Below are 13,754 nucleotides of genomic sequence, written 5' to 3' on the forward strand. Positions count from 1 at the left end.
TCTTTGCACCTTCTTTCATGCTGTTTTCTTCTCTCAGGCTTCGAGGGAAATTCCCATGAGCTGCAGCCTCAGCTCTTCCAGCCTGCTCTTTATACTGGTGTCAATGACACGGTCTCCGATCCGGATCACCAGACCGCCGATCAGCGTCTTATCCTCGCGGTATGTGATCTCCATCTTTTTGTAGTCCGTAGTATCCAGAAGTCTCTTTTCGATCTTAGTCTTCTGTTCTGCGGTAAGCTCAAATGGAGATGTCACCAGAGCCACACCAATTTTTTTGTATTCTTTCACTTTAGCTGTAAAATATGCAAATATGGCATTTCTCTCGGAAAAGCGTCCCTTCTTCACAAGAATCTGTAAAAATCCTGTCATATCGTCTGAGACGTTTCCCTTGAAACATTTTTCAATAAAATCCTGCTTTTCCTCGCTGCCGATACCCGGATGGCAGAGCAGCGTCTCTGCCTGGGGATTCTGGTCAAGTGCGTTCTCTACGGCACAAATCTCTTCCAGAAACTGGTCACAGCGGTTCTCTTCCACCGCCAGCTCGAACAGCGCGTCACCGTATACCTTCGCCGCTACTTTCGCCATGTGTCCTCCCCTATTTCTTTCAGTGTACTCTCTACCATCGTATCCTGAACTTTTGCATCAACCGCACCGGCTACTGCCTTTTCTGCCATCAAAGATGCAAGTGCGATCATTTCTTTCTTCATATCATCTGCAGCAGCTTTACGCTCCAGTTCAACCTGGGCATTTGCTCTTGAAAGAATTCTTGCAGCTTCTTCTTTTGCTTCGGCAATGATCTTCGCTTCGTTATCCAGAGCTTTCTGTCTTGCCTGTGCCAGAATTTCTTCTGCCTCTGCATTGATATTCTGAATTTTCGCATTGTAATCTTCTTTGAGTTTACGTGCATCTGCTTTATCTGCTGCGGCGGTATCCAGATCATTTTTGATCTTATCCTGTCTCTTTTTCAGGAAATCTCTTGCCGGATTAAACAGCAGATAGGACAGAAACGTAAACATGACAAATACTGCAAGTGCCAGCAGAACGGCGTCGTGAATCAGCTGAGGATCCAGATTAAACAGTCGTTCCAACGTTTTGCCCCCTTTTTACAGCTTGCCGATCAGCGGGTTTGCGAACAGCAGGATAAATGCGATAGCAAGACCATAAAGACCTGTTGTCTCGGCAACTGCCTGACCTAAAAGCATGGTTGACATAATATCACCTTTTGCACCCGGGTTTCTTCCTACTGCACTTGCACCATATCCGGCTGCAATACCCTGACCTACACCAGGACCAATACCTGCGATCATTGCAAGACCTGCACCAATTGCAGAGCATGCTAAAACCAGTGCCTTACCTGTAATTCCATCCATGAGATGTACCTCCTAAATATTAAAATATGATTTCTTGATGTTGCCAGTTGATGCCTCCCACCTGCTGCGAACGGATCCGCTTCCGGGGCTTTGACATCTTTTAATTTTCCTGCGGCATTTTCTGTGAAGTAAATACCATTGTCAGCATACAGAACACATAGGTCTGTATTGCACCGGAGAAAAGATCAAAGTAAATATGAAGAAATCCCGGCCAGCCCACTGCGATCTTGGAAAGCAGTGAGTAGATCAGTGACATCATAACCGTTCCGGAAAGCACATTTCCGAACAGACGCAGTGACAGAGAAAACGGCACTGCGATCTCTCCGATCAGGTTGATCGGGAAGAGGATCGGGATTGGCTTAAACAGATCGGTAAATGCACCAAATTTGTTATACTTCACATTGTTGTACTGTATGATACAAAATGTGATAATTCCCAGTGGAAGTGTTACGCCATAGTCCGCTGTCGGAGGCCGAAGCCCAAACAGACCTGAGATATTACTGACAAAAATAAAGATAAAGATCGATCCGATGTAGTTGCGATATTTCTTCGCATAACTTCCCATGCTGCTCTCTACCATGCCATCCAGCATTTCCACGATCATCTCGACGATATTCTGGAAAAATCCCGGCACTTCCTGTGCGTGACGCATCGTCCGGTTTGCCGCAAGTGCAAACACAAACAGTACCAGCATCACCACGAGTATGCTGACATGCGTGGTCGTGATCCAAAATTCCTGTCCGAATAACCTGTACTTGAACAGTCCATGGATCATAAAATCCACGTCACCACTTGCCGCCAGCAAAAAACCTGCTCTCACTCATTCACCTTCTTTTCTTTTTTATTTTCTGAAGCAAAGGCTGCATATATGCTCCGACTTTCAGAGTCATCACTCCAAGCAGAACGCCGATCATACTGCCGATCTCAAAATAGGCAGTAATAAAAAATACAACCAGCACGACTGCCATACGGATGCCATACATACGGTACATATGTTTCGGAGCATCGCCCTCTGACATATCAAGTGCATCTTCTAAACTGTACCTGATGTGCCATGCCATAAAAACGGCAACGCCGACTCCGATCCACAGCCCCAGTGAAAAAAAGACCTTTGCATCAGAAAACCACACAAAGACTGCCTGAAACAGTATTCCACATAATAGGATACCGGAAATCAGACTTTTCAATACCTTATCTTCCATGTTTCTTTTCTCCTTTTTTCGGAATAAGCTGTTTTAAGATCAGATAACAGTTGCGTACACCTGCTGCGATACCAAAGAGAAGCAGCACGATCACGCTGTGAAACCCGAAATGCTCATCCAGCCAGTGGCCTGCGAATACGCAGAGAATGATCGGAGCCAGCATAGAAATCCCAAGCTGTGTGACCATAGCAAGATTCTGCATCACTTCTTTTTCAAACTTCATTTTTCCTCCTCATACTCCATCTTCGCCTTTTCTGATACATGATTTCTTTTTTACCTCTTTGTAAATGCAAAAGAGCATTTACCACAAATTTTAGTTTATCTTACTTTTCCCTTTTTGTCTACCAAATCTGGTATACATTCCTCCAAAAATGCCAAATTTTTATACACTTTCAGGGAAGTGTCGAAATACGCTTCCAGATTCTGGCACAGCATGGATTTTCCAGCTTTCTGTTGCAATCTTTCCGGCACTGTGTTATACTTTGAGCCGTTGCAAAGCCCTTAAAAACAAGGTCTTATCGGGCTTGCCGGCGGTCACCGCCGTAAAATGTGCTGAGTGTTCGTGACCTTCCACTCATAAAACAAAACTAAAGGAGAAAAATATCATGAAAAAGTCTAACAAGGTAACCTTTTTAACCCAGGCTGCTGTGATCGCAGCGATCTATGTCGTGCTGACGATCATCTTTGCACCGTTCAGTTTCGGTGAAGTACAGGTTCGTATTTCTGAAGCACTGACCATCCTGCCATTCTTCACACCGGCTGCGATTCCGGGACTGTTTGTCGGATGTATTATTGCCAACCTGTTCGGCGGTGCAATCCCTGCTGATATTATTTTCGGCAGCATTGCCACACTGCTTGGAGCCCTCGGAACTTATGCCCTGCGTAAAAAGAGCAGATTCTTAGCTCCGCTGCCGCCGATCATTGCCAACACCCTGATCGTACCGTTCGTCCTTTACTACGGATACGGTGTCAATCTGCCGATCCCGTTTATGATGCTGACAGTCGGCATCGGTGAAGTACTTTCCTGCGGTGTGATCGGACTGGTTCTGCAAAGTGCCCTGAAAAATTACAGCCATGTGATCTTCCGTGACACAGCAAAAGCCTGAAAAGGTTATAAGCTAAGTATTAAAAAACTTCTGAAATCCATACCGGATCTCAGAAGTTTTTTTATTTTATATGAGTTTTTTGTAAATACCCTTAACGCTTCTCAATCTTTTTTACAAACTTTTAACCTTAAATTTACTCCCCGCTCCCTTGCTCTTAAATAAATCTTTATAATTCTGAACGGAACCTGCCGGAACCGTAAAGGTTGCCGTTGATTTGATTCCGCTAAATGTCTTGCTTCCCACATTGCTCTTTGTCAGGTGCTCGCTTTTGAAGATGATCGTTTTCAGCTTGCTGTTTCCATACAGTGCATATTTCTGCAGACTGTTCAGTTTCGTTGAAACTACGTTAAACTTGGTCATGCCGGTACACTCACGGAACGCACCTTTCTTGATTGTAGTCAGATTCTTTGAGGAAATATAAACTCTGTGCACCTTTGGCACTCTGCGGAATGCACGCACACCGATCATTTCAACAGACGGAAGTGTGATCCGATAATTGGTTACGCCGATCGTGGTCAGATTTGTACAGCCGTCAAATGCTTCCTGATAAATATTCTTCACATATTTGAGGGTGCTTACTTTTACAAGAGATGTGCATCCCTTAAATGCATATTTTCCAACTTCCGTCACACTGTACGGAACGGATACATAGGTGATCTTTGTGTTTCCTCTCAGTGCCCCTTCTGCGATCGCCGTTACATTATACGTTATGCCGTTGATCTCCACCTGAGATGGGATGCTCACGGAAGTGATCTCCTCATCCAGCACGCCTGCGTAGGAAACTGCTTTGCTTCTGGTGCTTACAAGATACTTGCCGCCCGTTTTGCTGTCTATTAGAACCGTTCCGGCAGTCGGTGCCACATAGCTGACCGGCAGCATGGTGGTCTGTTTCAGATACGGATAACCGCCGTTTTCTGCTGCATTCAAAGCCCAGATGCCATCGAAATCAAAATCTTTGAAATAGCTCTGTGTCTTGATCTGCACATCATTGAGTGCCGTTGCTGTTCCAGTAATGCAGTTTCCTGTTTCAAATGCATAGACCGGATTCATGCTGTAATAGTAGCTGTTTGAAATGCTGCAGCCGGATGTCTGTGTGCTGCCTGCTGCCATTGTGGACGTGCCGACCATGCCGGATGCCACAGAATAATAAAACTGAATACCGACACATTTATTGATCACAACCTGACCGTTCCCTGCTGTGATCTTCGCTACGATATTGGCCCCTTTTTCCAATACGCCTGCGTTGTAGCAGTTTGCGATCTCAATGTTTCTTGCCGCTGCCAGATTTGGGATCTCTGCTGCACCGATCAGTCCTCCTGCTGTTACCGCACTGACCTCTCCGATGTTATAGCTCTCTGTCAGCTTCACAGATGCCGCCCCTTCCTGGTCATCTGTTGCCTGTACAAGTCCGATCAGGCCGCCGGCATTTGCCGTTCCGGCTACAGTCGCACTGTTAGCGATCCTCGAGATCACGACATCTGTCCCCTTCAAAACACCCGCCAGTGCTCCGGTATTCCCGGTACCTGTAACACTTCCGGTGATCGTGAGATTCTGGATCGTAACTGCACTTTTTTTGCCGGTTCCGATGACATTTGCAAGTGCACCGGTATCGCCGCTGCCGCTGATCTGCACACCCGATAAATTCAGGTTGCTCACCGTTCCCTCTTCAAGCACCTGGAACAGTGCCTGCTTCAGTCCTTTGATCGTATGGTTGTTTCCATCCAGTGTACCGCGAAATACAGAAATACTTGCCTGTTCTGCACTGTTCAGATCCAGATCCGCCATCAGCATATATTTTCCGTCCGGCTTGGAAGATAACAGACTCAGGTCACTGACCTTGTAAATGCCTTTGTATCCTTCCGGAACATTCGGGTCCTGTGTCTCCGTCTCCGATTCACTCTGACTCTCAGACTGTGATTCACTCTGCGTCTCCGATTCACTCTGGCTTTCAGACTGTGTCTCGCTCTGGTTTTCGGACTCTGCCATCAGGCTGATATCGTTCTGTGCCCCTGCTGCAAAACTGAGCTGCCCTGCCGGCATGGCAATGGTAACACCTGCAAGCAGGCAAGCAAGTAAATATTTTCTGCGTTTCATACGTTTTGTACCTCCTTTATCATCGAACCGAACAGAAAACACCCACGCTTTCTCTTCAGCATTTCACATTTTCTCCGCCTGTCATCTCCTGACAAATGCTTTCAAGAATGTCGTGGGCAATCTTTTCATGTACTGCACTTCCAGATCCCCCCGACACATACATGGTACATAACAATTTTGATACAAATATGTAAAATTGTAAATATTTGTAATATTTTTGTAACGATTCAAAGATGCCAGGGTCAGAAGCGATTAAAGCACGCATAAATCTCCTGTCTTCGTGGCATTGCCATCCCGGCCGGAATCTCTTTCTGCCCGCTCACACTTCCGATCCCTTCTTTTTCCAGTTTCCGGATCAGAGATTCCATCAGTGCCGTAAGATCTGTTGTTTTGCCGCTGTACTGCTCTTTTGCATATTTGAGAAGATACCCCAGTGTCTGGGTCTGTTCCCGGTCCGCAAGCTGCTCCAGATAGCGAAGATCCAGCTGTTCTTTGCCAAGCATCAGACTTTCTCTTCCCATCACTTTTAATTTTTCGTGTTCTTCTACCATACCGGTTCCGCGGTAATTTTTCCTTCGTACCACAGAGCTTCCAAAGGATATACTTCTTTTTTCAGACGGCAGTGCAAAGCCTTCTGCCTCACAGTCCGGTTTTTTATATTCTTTCAGCAGTTTTCTGGTTTTCTCTGTAATATCCACCGGACAGTAATTGTCCATCTGAATGATCTGATCTGCGATATAAAAATACGAACCACAGCTTCCGACTACCAGGATCGTAGAGATGCCTGCCTTTTCATAGAGATCTCTCGCCCGCTCCAGAAACGGCGTGATCGGCTCCTTGTCCTTCTGGATCACACGCTGCATCAGCTCATCACGCACCATAAAATTCGTTGCGGAAGTATCTTCATCAATCAGCAGAACCTGGCTTTTCGCCTCGATCGCTTCTATAATATTTGCCGCCTGTGAGGTACTGCCGCTGGCATCCAGAGTAGAAAATCTTCTGGTATTTCTTCCATTTGGAAGATGATTGATAAACAGCGAAATATCAACATCCTTAATCTTTCTGCCATCCTCCGCCCGAAGTTTCCAGGCAGTATCATCCGTGATCACAAATTCTCTTCCATCTCCGGCGATGTGATCGTAAACGCCTTTTTCGAGTGCCTCAAGCAGCGTCGATTTTCCATGATAACCGCCGCCGGCGATCAGCGTGATCCCTTTTCTGATCCCCATACCTGTGATCGAACCACGATGTCGAAGCTGTATGGTGATTTCCATGCTCTTTGGGGACTGAAACGGGACGGCATCCTTCATCGGCAGATCAGAATTTCCGCTCTGTCTTGGCAGAATCGAACCATTTGCCACAAATGCGATCAGACCTCTTTTCTTTAATTCTTCCCTTATTACCCTCTGATCCTCTTTTAAACAAATCACCTGCTCGGTCTCTCTTTCCGGAACTTTTCTGTGATACAGAGACATTTCCACGCACTTCGGAAGATACACAAACAGAATCTTTTCCAGTTCGCCGGAATTGATCGTGCGTCCATTTGCCGGAAAACCGACAAAAAAGCGGATGTGGATGCCTTCCTTTGTGATCTCACAGGCAGTTCGCTCCAGAACTTCCTGTCCGCAGTGACTGACCTGGATCACACCGCTCTTACCGGAGCCTTTTGCCTGGTAACAGAATTTTGCGGATATTTCCGCAAAACGTCGGAGCAAAGCATCCTGCAATGCAACCTTGCTGCACTTATCCCAATAATATCTTTCCGGAAATTTTGCCTTGCTGTGCGGCACAAAAATCCGCAGTGCGGACGGTGCTGCGAATGGATCACCCTGCACATGCTCGATAAAAAGCTGGTAATCCGGGAACTGATATGCCCCTTTCAGCCCCTTGTACGCCGGATAACTTTTACGGTTGATACTGCGGAGCTCTCTTTGAAGCTCTTCTGCCATTTTCATTTTCGATACCTCACTATATGACATTTATACTATGTTTTATATGATATTCATTTTTCCGGGCTTCTGTCCGGCAAAAAATTTTACTCTGCTTTTCCAGAATCTTCCGGAAAATATTCCCCAAGATAGGTTTTTGTTTTTGGCTTCGCCGCCTCCAGATGTTCTTTCATCTGAGCTGCCGCCATATCGACTTCTTCTTTGAGTCCGGCAGCTGACAGCCTCTTTCCGCCCTGTCCCATGATGATCACCTGTTCCAGTCCGTCGGAAGTTGCTACTGTAACCTGATATTTCCTACCGATCGCATGGACGGTCTTTTCGATAAACATATCGGCTGTTTCTGCCTCTTTTGTATAGACCACATGGATATTGTGATATTTTGTGATCTCCTCCCGGTGTCCTTTCACACGGTAAGCATCAAATACCAGGATCAGCGTACACTTGCGATACCCCTGATAATTGCACAAAATATCTTTCAGGCGGTCTCTCGCACTGTCAATGTTGATCTTTGACAGCTCTTTTAACTCTTCCCAGGCGAAAATAATGTTGTAACCGTCCACCAGAAGGTATTCTTTTTCCGCTTTTTTCGGTTTTGCAGGACGATAGACCGGCTCGGAAGCTGTGACATGTACTCTGCGATATTCCTGCTCGGACGGAAGCCTTCTTTTAACTTCTCCGTACGTGCGGGCAAAAATCTCTTCCAGCTCTTTTTCGCCCCTCCAGTAATCTGCCTGTCGCTTTTTGTATTCTGCGGAACTGATCCAGCTGCCGTCTGCCTGTCCACTTTCGCTTCTCTTTTTATCATCAGATGCCTGTTCCCCGTCTGCTGACTGCGTATCTGCGATCCTGCGTTCTTCCAGATGCATATAGTCTGGAACCTGATCCCACGGAACGACAAATCCGGCTCCGTGTGCACAGAATACCGATCCGGTCGGATTCATCAGATCATGCTCCGAATCATAATCATATGCCGCGATCACTTCTTCTGCATTGTGACATTCGATATAACCGCCAAAACTGCAGGCCAGGTTTCCAAATCCTCTTGTGTAGGAAATAACTTCTTTCTGATAACCACGCATTGTAGAAACCGGAGCCCGGCCTTTGATGCCTGCCATCTTGTCCTCGATCATCGGCTGCTCAAAATCTGCCCCCATATTCTGAAGATCCGTCATCGCTCTTCCGACATTCTCCATCGGAATCTCCAGACAGAACTCATAACACGGCTCCAGCAGAATACTTCTGGCACGCTTCAGTCCCTGACGCACGGCCCGATACGTCGCCTGACGGAAATCACCGCCCTCGGTGTGTTTCTGATGTGCCCTTCCTGCGATCAATGTAATCTTGATATCTGTGATCGCCGAACCGGTCAGCACACCGATATGCTCTTTTTCCTCCAGATGCGTAAGGATCAGCCGCTGCCAGTTCCGGTCCAGCAGATCTTCGCTGCAATCCGTATCAAATTGAACGCCGCTTCCACGCTCCAGAGGCTCCAGAAGCAAATGCACCTCCGCATAGTGACGCAGCGGCTCAAAATGTCCGATGCCTTCCACCGGTCCTGCGATCGTCTCTTTATAGACAATGCTGCCCTCTCCAAATGAGACATCCACGCCAAACCGCTCTCTGATCAGGCTCTGCAGAATCTCGATCTGCACATCTCCCATCAGCTTTGCATGAATCTCCGAACTCTGTTCTTCCCATACGATGTGCAGCTGCGGCTCTTCCTCCTCCAGCTGACGCAGTTTGCAAAGCATCTGATGGGCATCACATTCCGGCGGCAGTTCGATCTTATAGGAAAGCACCGGCTCCAGCAGCGGAATCGTGCTTTCTTCTTCTAGGCCCAGGCCTTCCCCTGCAAACGTATGATCCAGTCCGGTGACCGCACAGACCATCCCTGCCTTTGCCTCCTTTACCATCTCATAACGTGCCCCAGAATAAATGCGGATCTGGTCGACCTTTTCTTCCCAGATCTCCGTCTCCTCTGCATTGCGATTTTCACCTTTGAGCAGCATCTTGACCTTCAGCACGCCGCCGGTCACTTTGAGGTAGGTCAGCCGGTTTCCCTGTGCATCTCTTGCAATCTTGAAAACTCTGGCTGCAAACTTATCCCCGTATTTTCTTTCTGCCGTATAAGTTTCCACACCTTTCAGAAATTTGTCCACACCTTCCTCTTTCAATGCAGAACCAAAATAGCATGGAAATACTTTCCGCTGTGCGACCATTTTTACAATATCTGCCTCTTCTACTTCTCCCGATTCCAGATAATGCTCCAGCACCTCTTCCTCACACAAAGCCAGGTTCTCCAGAAATGCCGCATCCCATTCTCCGCCAAAATCAAGGCAGGAAGTACTCAGTTCTTTCTGAAGACTGGCAAGGAGACGCTCCTGCTCTTCCTGCTTTTCCTCATCATTTCCTTTGAACTGATCCATTTTGTTGATAAACAAAAACACCGGGATCTGATAACGCTCCAGGAGTCTCCAGAGCGTCCTGGTATGTCCCTGCACACCGTCCGCCCCGTTGATGACAAGCACCGCATAGTCAAGCACCTGAAGCGTCCGCTCCATCTCCGCCGAAAAATCAATATGTCCCGGTGTATCCAGAAGCGTTACTCTCATATTTCCGATCCGAAACACCGCCTGCTTGGAAAAGATTGTGATGCCCCGCTCCTTTTCCAGTTCATAATTATCGAGAAAAGCATTCTTTTTATCGACTCTGCCTATATTGTCCACAATACCGCCCTTGTGCAGCATGGATTCGGAGAGCGTCGTCTTTCCGGCATCCACATGAGCCAGGATCCCGAGTGCGATCTGTTTTTCTTCTTTATATTTTGAGGTATCTCCCATTGAAAATGCCCCTTTCTGTAGTGTAATAATCTGACTGTTATCATACCACAGAACGGGGCTTTCGTAAAATGCTGTATTATTTTTCCTTTTTATACTGTTCCAGTGCTTTCACCACCCGGTATCCGCCATATCCTGCTGCAATCCCAACCAGCACACCGCCGAGCACATCGGTCGGATAGTGTACATACAGATACATTCTGGAAAATGCAATCAGACATGCAAGAACCAGTGCCGCTTTCCATGCCCTTTTCTCACCGGCAAAAGAAAGTGCCACCACCGCAGTAAAAGAAGCTGCCGTATGTCCGGACGGAAACGAATAATCCACCGGTCTTTTTACCAGAAGTTCGATGGATGTTCTGATGTCATACGGCCGTACTCTGTGAAACAGATTTTTTAAAATACCGTTGCACAGAATCAGGTCAAGAATCAGTGCTGCAAGCAAAATACATCCGCTTCGTCTGCCGGATTCCCCGAAAAGTCTGCACGCTGTTCCCTCTTTTGTTCTTCTGATCTTTGGATTAATCAGCAGGGCAATGGTCAGTAAAATCCAGATGATCCCGGCATTTCCAAGTGATGTGATCAGACACATCACGCCATCCAGAACTGGCGTATGTATCTTTTGCAGTGCATCTAAAATCTGAAATTCGATTTGCATTTTTCCACCTCTTTTGTTTTTAAGCTCATTCATCTGCGAGAGCTATTTCATATTAATCGCTCTTTCTAAACAATTCGGAGAAATTTTTCTAAACGTTTTCTAAATTCTGCCCTTTTGCAGATTTTTTTGCCAGACCAGAACTCCGTCCTCTCCTGGCAGTTCCAGTTTTTCGTATCCAATTGCTTTAATAAATGCAATAGATGATTCATTTTGCGGGTGAATAAAAGCATGGAGTGAATCCGCCTGCAAAACTTCCGCTGCAAACCGTTCCGTCATCGAAACGGCTTCTCTTGCAAATCCCTGTCGCCGCCAGTCTTTCCCGATCAGATAGCCAAGTTCCAGTACGCTCTGTCCCTGATATTCTCCGTTTTCAATGCCGACTCTTCCGATAATTGCACCGTTTTTTCGCTCGAGCACTGTCCAGATCCCGTAATTATAAAAACGGTACATGCTGCGGATATAATGACGAAAATTTTCTCTTCCTTCCTCACCTTCAAACTCCGGATTCGGCAGATAATCCAGCATCCCTTCTTCCTGGTAGAGCTTCCGGAAAGCCGTAAGATCCCCCTCCACGCTCTCGCGGATGCAGATCCGATCCGTCTTTGCAATGATCCACGGCAATCCGTGATGTCGCATATAAATAAGCTGCAGATACTCTACATTCAGCTCTTCAAATCCCTGCACGACCATGTCCACACCGGACACACTGCGGTTCGTTCCCGGTGTCTCATAGAAAATAACTGCGATGTTGTGTTCCTTCGCATAATCAACATCCAAAAACTGATCCGTAATCGCCAGAATACTGTCTTTTTCTTCTTTTACCTCGGAAAGTTCTTTTTCTTCGATTCTTATATTATAAGATAATATTTCTTCTTTTAACTTTGAAATGTCTTTTTCACATGTTTTCGCCTGTAAATGAAATACGACTGTTTTCATAGATAGCGTCCCCTCTGAAAATCTCCTTGTCTCCTGCAAATTTGCATGATATACTTTCTAGGATATATCTGTTGAAGGTATATCCTACAAAATGCCCACGAATTGCTCCGTTACAATGTAACTCCCACAATTCTATTTTATCATTATACCGCATTTTAGAAAGGAAGTATACAATTATGGCTCAAAATCCAGTTATTACAATTACCATGGACAACGGCGATGTGATCAAAGCTGAGCTTTATCCGGAAATCGCACCAGTTTCTGTAAACAACTTCATCAGCCTGGTGAAAAAAGGCTTTTATGACGGTCTGACTTTCCACAGAGTCATCGAAGGTTTCATGATCCAGGGCGGCTGCCCTCTGGGAAATGGTACCGGCGGTCCTGGCTACACCATCCGCGGCGAATTTTCCCAAAATGGCTTCCATAATCCGCTGAAACATGAAGCAGGTGTTCTGTCCATGGCCCGTGCTATGCATCCGGATTCTGCCGGCTCTCAGTTCTTCATTATGCACAAAGCAGCACCACACCTCGACGGTGCATATGCTGCCTTTGGTAAAGTGACCGATGGTCTTGATGTTGTAAATAAAATTGCTGAGACAGATACCGACTGGAACGATGCTCCGCTCGATCCTCAGGTAATCCGCACAATCACCGTTGATACATTCGGCGTTGATTATCCGGAACCGGAAAAATGTTAATCTGACACTGCCGGATATTTACTGATCCTGGGATGCTCTTCGGAGCATCTCAATTTCTTTTGCCCAGCCTTCCTCATCGTTCGGTGTTTCCAGGATAAACGGCAGCCCCTGAAGGTGTGGATGTCGCACGATCCGCTCAAATGCCGGAAATCCGATCTTACCTTCTCCGATCCTTGCATGGCGGTCTTTGTGGCTGCCTCTCTCATTTAAGCTGTCATTGATATGGATCGCTTTCAATCTCTTCAGACCGATCACCCGGTCAAATTCTTCTAATACTTCATCGAGATCATTTACGATATCATAACCGGCATCCCATACATGGCAGGTATCCAGACACACGCCCAGTTTGTCGGAAAGTTGAACCTTTTCCATGATACTTTGCAGCTCTTCAAACGTTCTGCCGACTTCTGTTCCTTTTCCCGCCATTGTCTCCAGAAGTACTGTTGTTGTCTGTTCTTTTTTCAGATTTTCGTTGAGCATTTCCGAAATCAGGCGGATTCCTTCCTCGGTTCCCTGACCGACATGGCTTCCCGGATGAAAATTATAATAATTTCCCGGAATGTATTCCATACGCCTCAGGTCATCGGCAAATGCCTCTCTGGCAAAGGTACGTACTTCTTCTCTGGATGCACAGGCATTTAAAGTATAAGGTGCATGTGCCACCAGTTTCCCAAATCCACCCTCTTTTGCAATTTTCAAAAATTTATCCACATCTTCCTGTCTGATTTCCTTCGCACTTCCGCCTCTCGGATTGCGTGTGAAAAAGGCAAACGTATCCGCTCCAAGCTTTAATGCCTGTCTGCCCATGGCAGCATAGCCTTTGGAAGACGAAATATGGCTTCCTATATAAATCATGATTTTCTGTCTCCTTTCCGATAAATACGATTCGTTTCCATTTTATGTT

General features: G+C 46.4%; 14 protein-coding genes. 2 read left to right on the forward strand and 12 right to left on the reverse strand.

Annotation, left to right across the window (positions count from 1 at the left end; genetic code table 11):
* Window positions 1–33 precede the first annotated feature (33 nt).
* From atpH to ACLTL4_RS05155, 6 genes are all read right to left on the reverse strand, one after another.
* On the reverse strand, window positions 34–585 hold the full coding sequence (gene atpH, locus ACLTL4_RS05130; RefSeq protein WP_022119861.1) for an ATP synthase F1 subunit delta: 552 nt from the start codon (window positions 583–585) through the stop codon (window positions 34–36).
* On the reverse strand, window positions 573–1,088 hold the full coding sequence (gene atpF, locus ACLTL4_RS05135; protein ID WP_022119860.1) for a F0F1 ATP synthase subunit B: 516 nt from the start codon (window positions 1,086–1,088) through the stop codon (window positions 573–575). Before atpF ends, atpH begins: the two co-directional genes overlap by 13 nt.
* A 15-nt stretch (window positions 1,089–1,103) precedes the next feature.
* On the reverse strand, window positions 1,104–1,370 hold the full coding sequence (atpE, locus tag ACLTL4_RS05140; RefSeq protein ID WP_022119859.1) for an ATP synthase F0 subunit C: 267 nt from the start codon (window positions 1,368–1,370) through the stop codon (window positions 1,104–1,106).
* A gap of 100 nt (window positions 1,371–1,470) precedes the next feature.
* Window positions 1,471–2,145: a F0F1 ATP synthase subunit A gene (atpB, locus tag ACLTL4_RS05145; protein WP_173866925.1), complete on the reverse strand. Its 675-nt coding sequence runs from the start codon at window positions 2,143–2,145 to the stop codon at window positions 1,471–1,473.
* Window positions 2,146–2,194: 49 nt separating this feature from the next.
* Window positions 2,195–2,572 (reverse strand): ATP synthase subunit I, encoded by a 378-nt coding sequence (locus ACLTL4_RS05150; RefSeq protein WP_022119857.1) that lies wholly within the window; start codon window positions 2,570–2,572, stop codon window positions 2,195–2,197.
* Window positions 2,562–2,795 (reverse strand): AtpZ/AtpI family protein, encoded by a 234-nt coding sequence (locus ACLTL4_RS05155; protein ID WP_022119856.1) that lies wholly within the window; start codon window positions 2,793–2,795, stop codon window positions 2,562–2,564. The genes ACLTL4_RS05150 and ACLTL4_RS05155 overlap by 11 nt, the downstream gene beginning before the upstream one ends.
* A gap of 382 nt (window positions 2,796–3,177) precedes the next feature.
* On the opposite strand from ACLTL4_RS05155, the gene ACLTL4_RS05160 reads away from it, so the two are divergent.
* Window positions 3,178–3,678 (forward strand): QueT transporter family protein, encoded by a 501-nt coding sequence (locus ACLTL4_RS05160; RefSeq protein WP_173866923.1) that lies wholly within the window; start codon window positions 3,178–3,180, stop codon window positions 3,676–3,678.
* A gap of 111 nt (window positions 3,679–3,789) precedes the next feature.
* Here ACLTL4_RS05160 and ACLTL4_RS05165 read toward each other — a convergent pair whose 3' ends face one another.
* The 5 genes from ACLTL4_RS05165 to ACLTL4_RS05185 all read right to left on the reverse strand — a co-directional run bounded on the left by ACLTL4_RS05165 (window position 3,790) and on the right by ACLTL4_RS05185 (window position 12,152).
* Entirely contained in the window at window positions 3,790–5,772 is a 1,983-nt protein-coding gene (locus ACLTL4_RS05165) for a leucine-rich repeat protein (protein WP_412291213.1), read from the reverse strand.
* A 242-nt stretch (window positions 5,773–6,014) separates the two neighbouring features.
* Window positions 6,015–7,727 carry an ABC-ATPase domain-containing protein gene (locus ACLTL4_RS05170; protein WP_412291214.1) on the reverse strand — a complete coding sequence of 571 codons (1,713 nt, stop codon included), beginning with the start codon at window positions 7,725–7,727 and terminating at the stop codon, window positions 6,015–6,017.
* Between the two features lie 80 nt (window positions 7,728–7,807).
* A complete protein-coding gene (locus tag ACLTL4_RS05175; protein WP_412320302.1) occupies window positions 7,808–10,561 on the reverse strand; it encodes an NYN domain-containing protein in 2,754 nt (917 codons plus the stop codon).
* Window positions 10,562–10,637: 76 nt separating this feature from the next.
* The gene (locus tag ACLTL4_RS05180; RefSeq protein WP_173896036.1) at window positions 10,638–11,216 is read right to left on the reverse strand and encodes a phosphatase PAP2 family protein; all 579 of its coding nucleotides are present in this window, start codon (window positions 11,214–11,216) and stop codon (window positions 10,638–10,640) included.
* A 99-nt stretch (window positions 11,217–11,315) separates the two neighbouring features.
* Window positions 11,316–12,152 (reverse strand): GNAT family N-acetyltransferase, encoded by an 837-nt coding sequence (locus ACLTL4_RS05185; RefSeq protein WP_412291216.1) that lies wholly within the window; start codon window positions 12,150–12,152, stop codon window positions 11,316–11,318.
* Window positions 12,153–12,328: 176 nt separating this feature from the next.
* On the opposite strand from ACLTL4_RS05185, the gene ACLTL4_RS05190 reads away from it, so the two are divergent.
* Entirely contained in the window at window positions 12,329–12,850 is a 522-nt protein-coding gene (locus ACLTL4_RS05190) for a peptidylprolyl isomerase (protein ID WP_147632285.1), read from the forward strand.
* An 18-nt stretch (window positions 12,851–12,868) separates the two neighbouring features.
* On the opposite strand, the gene ACLTL4_RS05195 is transcribed toward ACLTL4_RS05190, so the two are convergent.
* Window positions 12,869–13,705, reverse strand: a complete 837-nt coding sequence (locus ACLTL4_RS05195; protein ID WP_173866918.1) for a deoxyribonuclease IV — start codon at window positions 13,703–13,705, stop codon at window positions 12,869–12,871.
* Window positions 13,706–13,754: the final 49 nt, after the last annotated feature.

This window comes from Hominisplanchenecus sp. (assembly GCF_046967715.1).
Classification (GTDB): Bacteria; Bacillota; Clostridia; order Lachnospirales; family Lachnospiraceae; genus Hominisplanchenecus; species Hominisplanchenecus faecis.

What these genes read in the sequence shown, in the direction of transcription:
- ACLTL4_RS05170 (WP_412291214.1), bottom strand. Translation starts at nt 7,727, where the DNA reads ATGAAAATGGCAGAAGAGCTTCAAAGAGAGCTCCGCAGTATCAACCGT.
- ACLTL4_RS05180 (WP_173896036.1), bottom strand. Translation starts at nt 11,216, where the DNA reads ATGCAAATCGAATTTCAGATTTTAGATGCACTGCAAAAGATACATACG.
- ACLTL4_RS05155 (WP_022119856.1), bottom strand. Translation starts at nt 2,795, where the DNA reads ATGAAGTTTGAAAAAGAAGTGATGCAGAATCTTGCTATGGTCACACAG.
- ACLTL4_RS05190 (WP_147632285.1), top strand. Translation starts at nt 12,329, where the DNA reads ATGGCTCAAAATCCAGTTATTACAATTACCATGGACAACGGCGATGTG.
- ACLTL4_RS05195 (WP_173866918.1), bottom strand. Translation starts at nt 13,705, where the DNA reads ATGATTTATATAGGAAGCCATATTTCGTCTTCCAAAGGCTATGCTGCC.
- ACLTL4_RS05150 (WP_022119857.1), bottom strand. Translation starts at nt 2,572, where the DNA reads ATGGAAGATAAGGTATTGAAAAGTCTGATTTCCGGTATCCTATTATGT.
- ACLTL4_RS05160 (WP_173866923.1), top strand. Translation starts at nt 3,178, where the DNA reads ATGAAAAAGTCTAACAAGGTAACCTTTTTAACCCAGGCTGCTGTGATC.
- atpE (WP_022119859.1), bottom strand. Translation starts at nt 1,370, where the DNA reads ATGGATGGAATTACAGGTAAGGCACTGGTTTTAGCATGCTCTGCAATT.
- ACLTL4_RS05175 (WP_412320302.1), bottom strand. Translation starts at nt 10,561, where the DNA reads ATGGGAGATACCTCAAAATATAAAGAAGAAAAACAGATCGCACTCGGG.
- ACLTL4_RS05185 (WP_412291216.1), bottom strand. Translation starts at nt 12,152, where the DNA reads ATGAAAACAGTCGTATTTCATTTACAGGCGAAAACATGTGAAAAAGAC.
- atpH (WP_022119861.1), bottom strand. Translation starts at nt 585, where the DNA reads ATGGCGAAAGTAGCGGCGAAGGTATACGGTGACGCGCTGTTCGAGCTG.
- ACLTL4_RS05165 (WP_412291213.1), bottom strand. Translation starts at nt 5,772, where the DNA reads ATGAAACGCAGAAAATATTTACTTGCTTGCCTGCTTGCAGGTGTTACC.
- atpB (WP_173866925.1), bottom strand. Translation starts at nt 2,145, where the DNA reads ATGATCCATGGACTGTTCAAGTACAGGTTATTCGGACAGGAATTTTGG.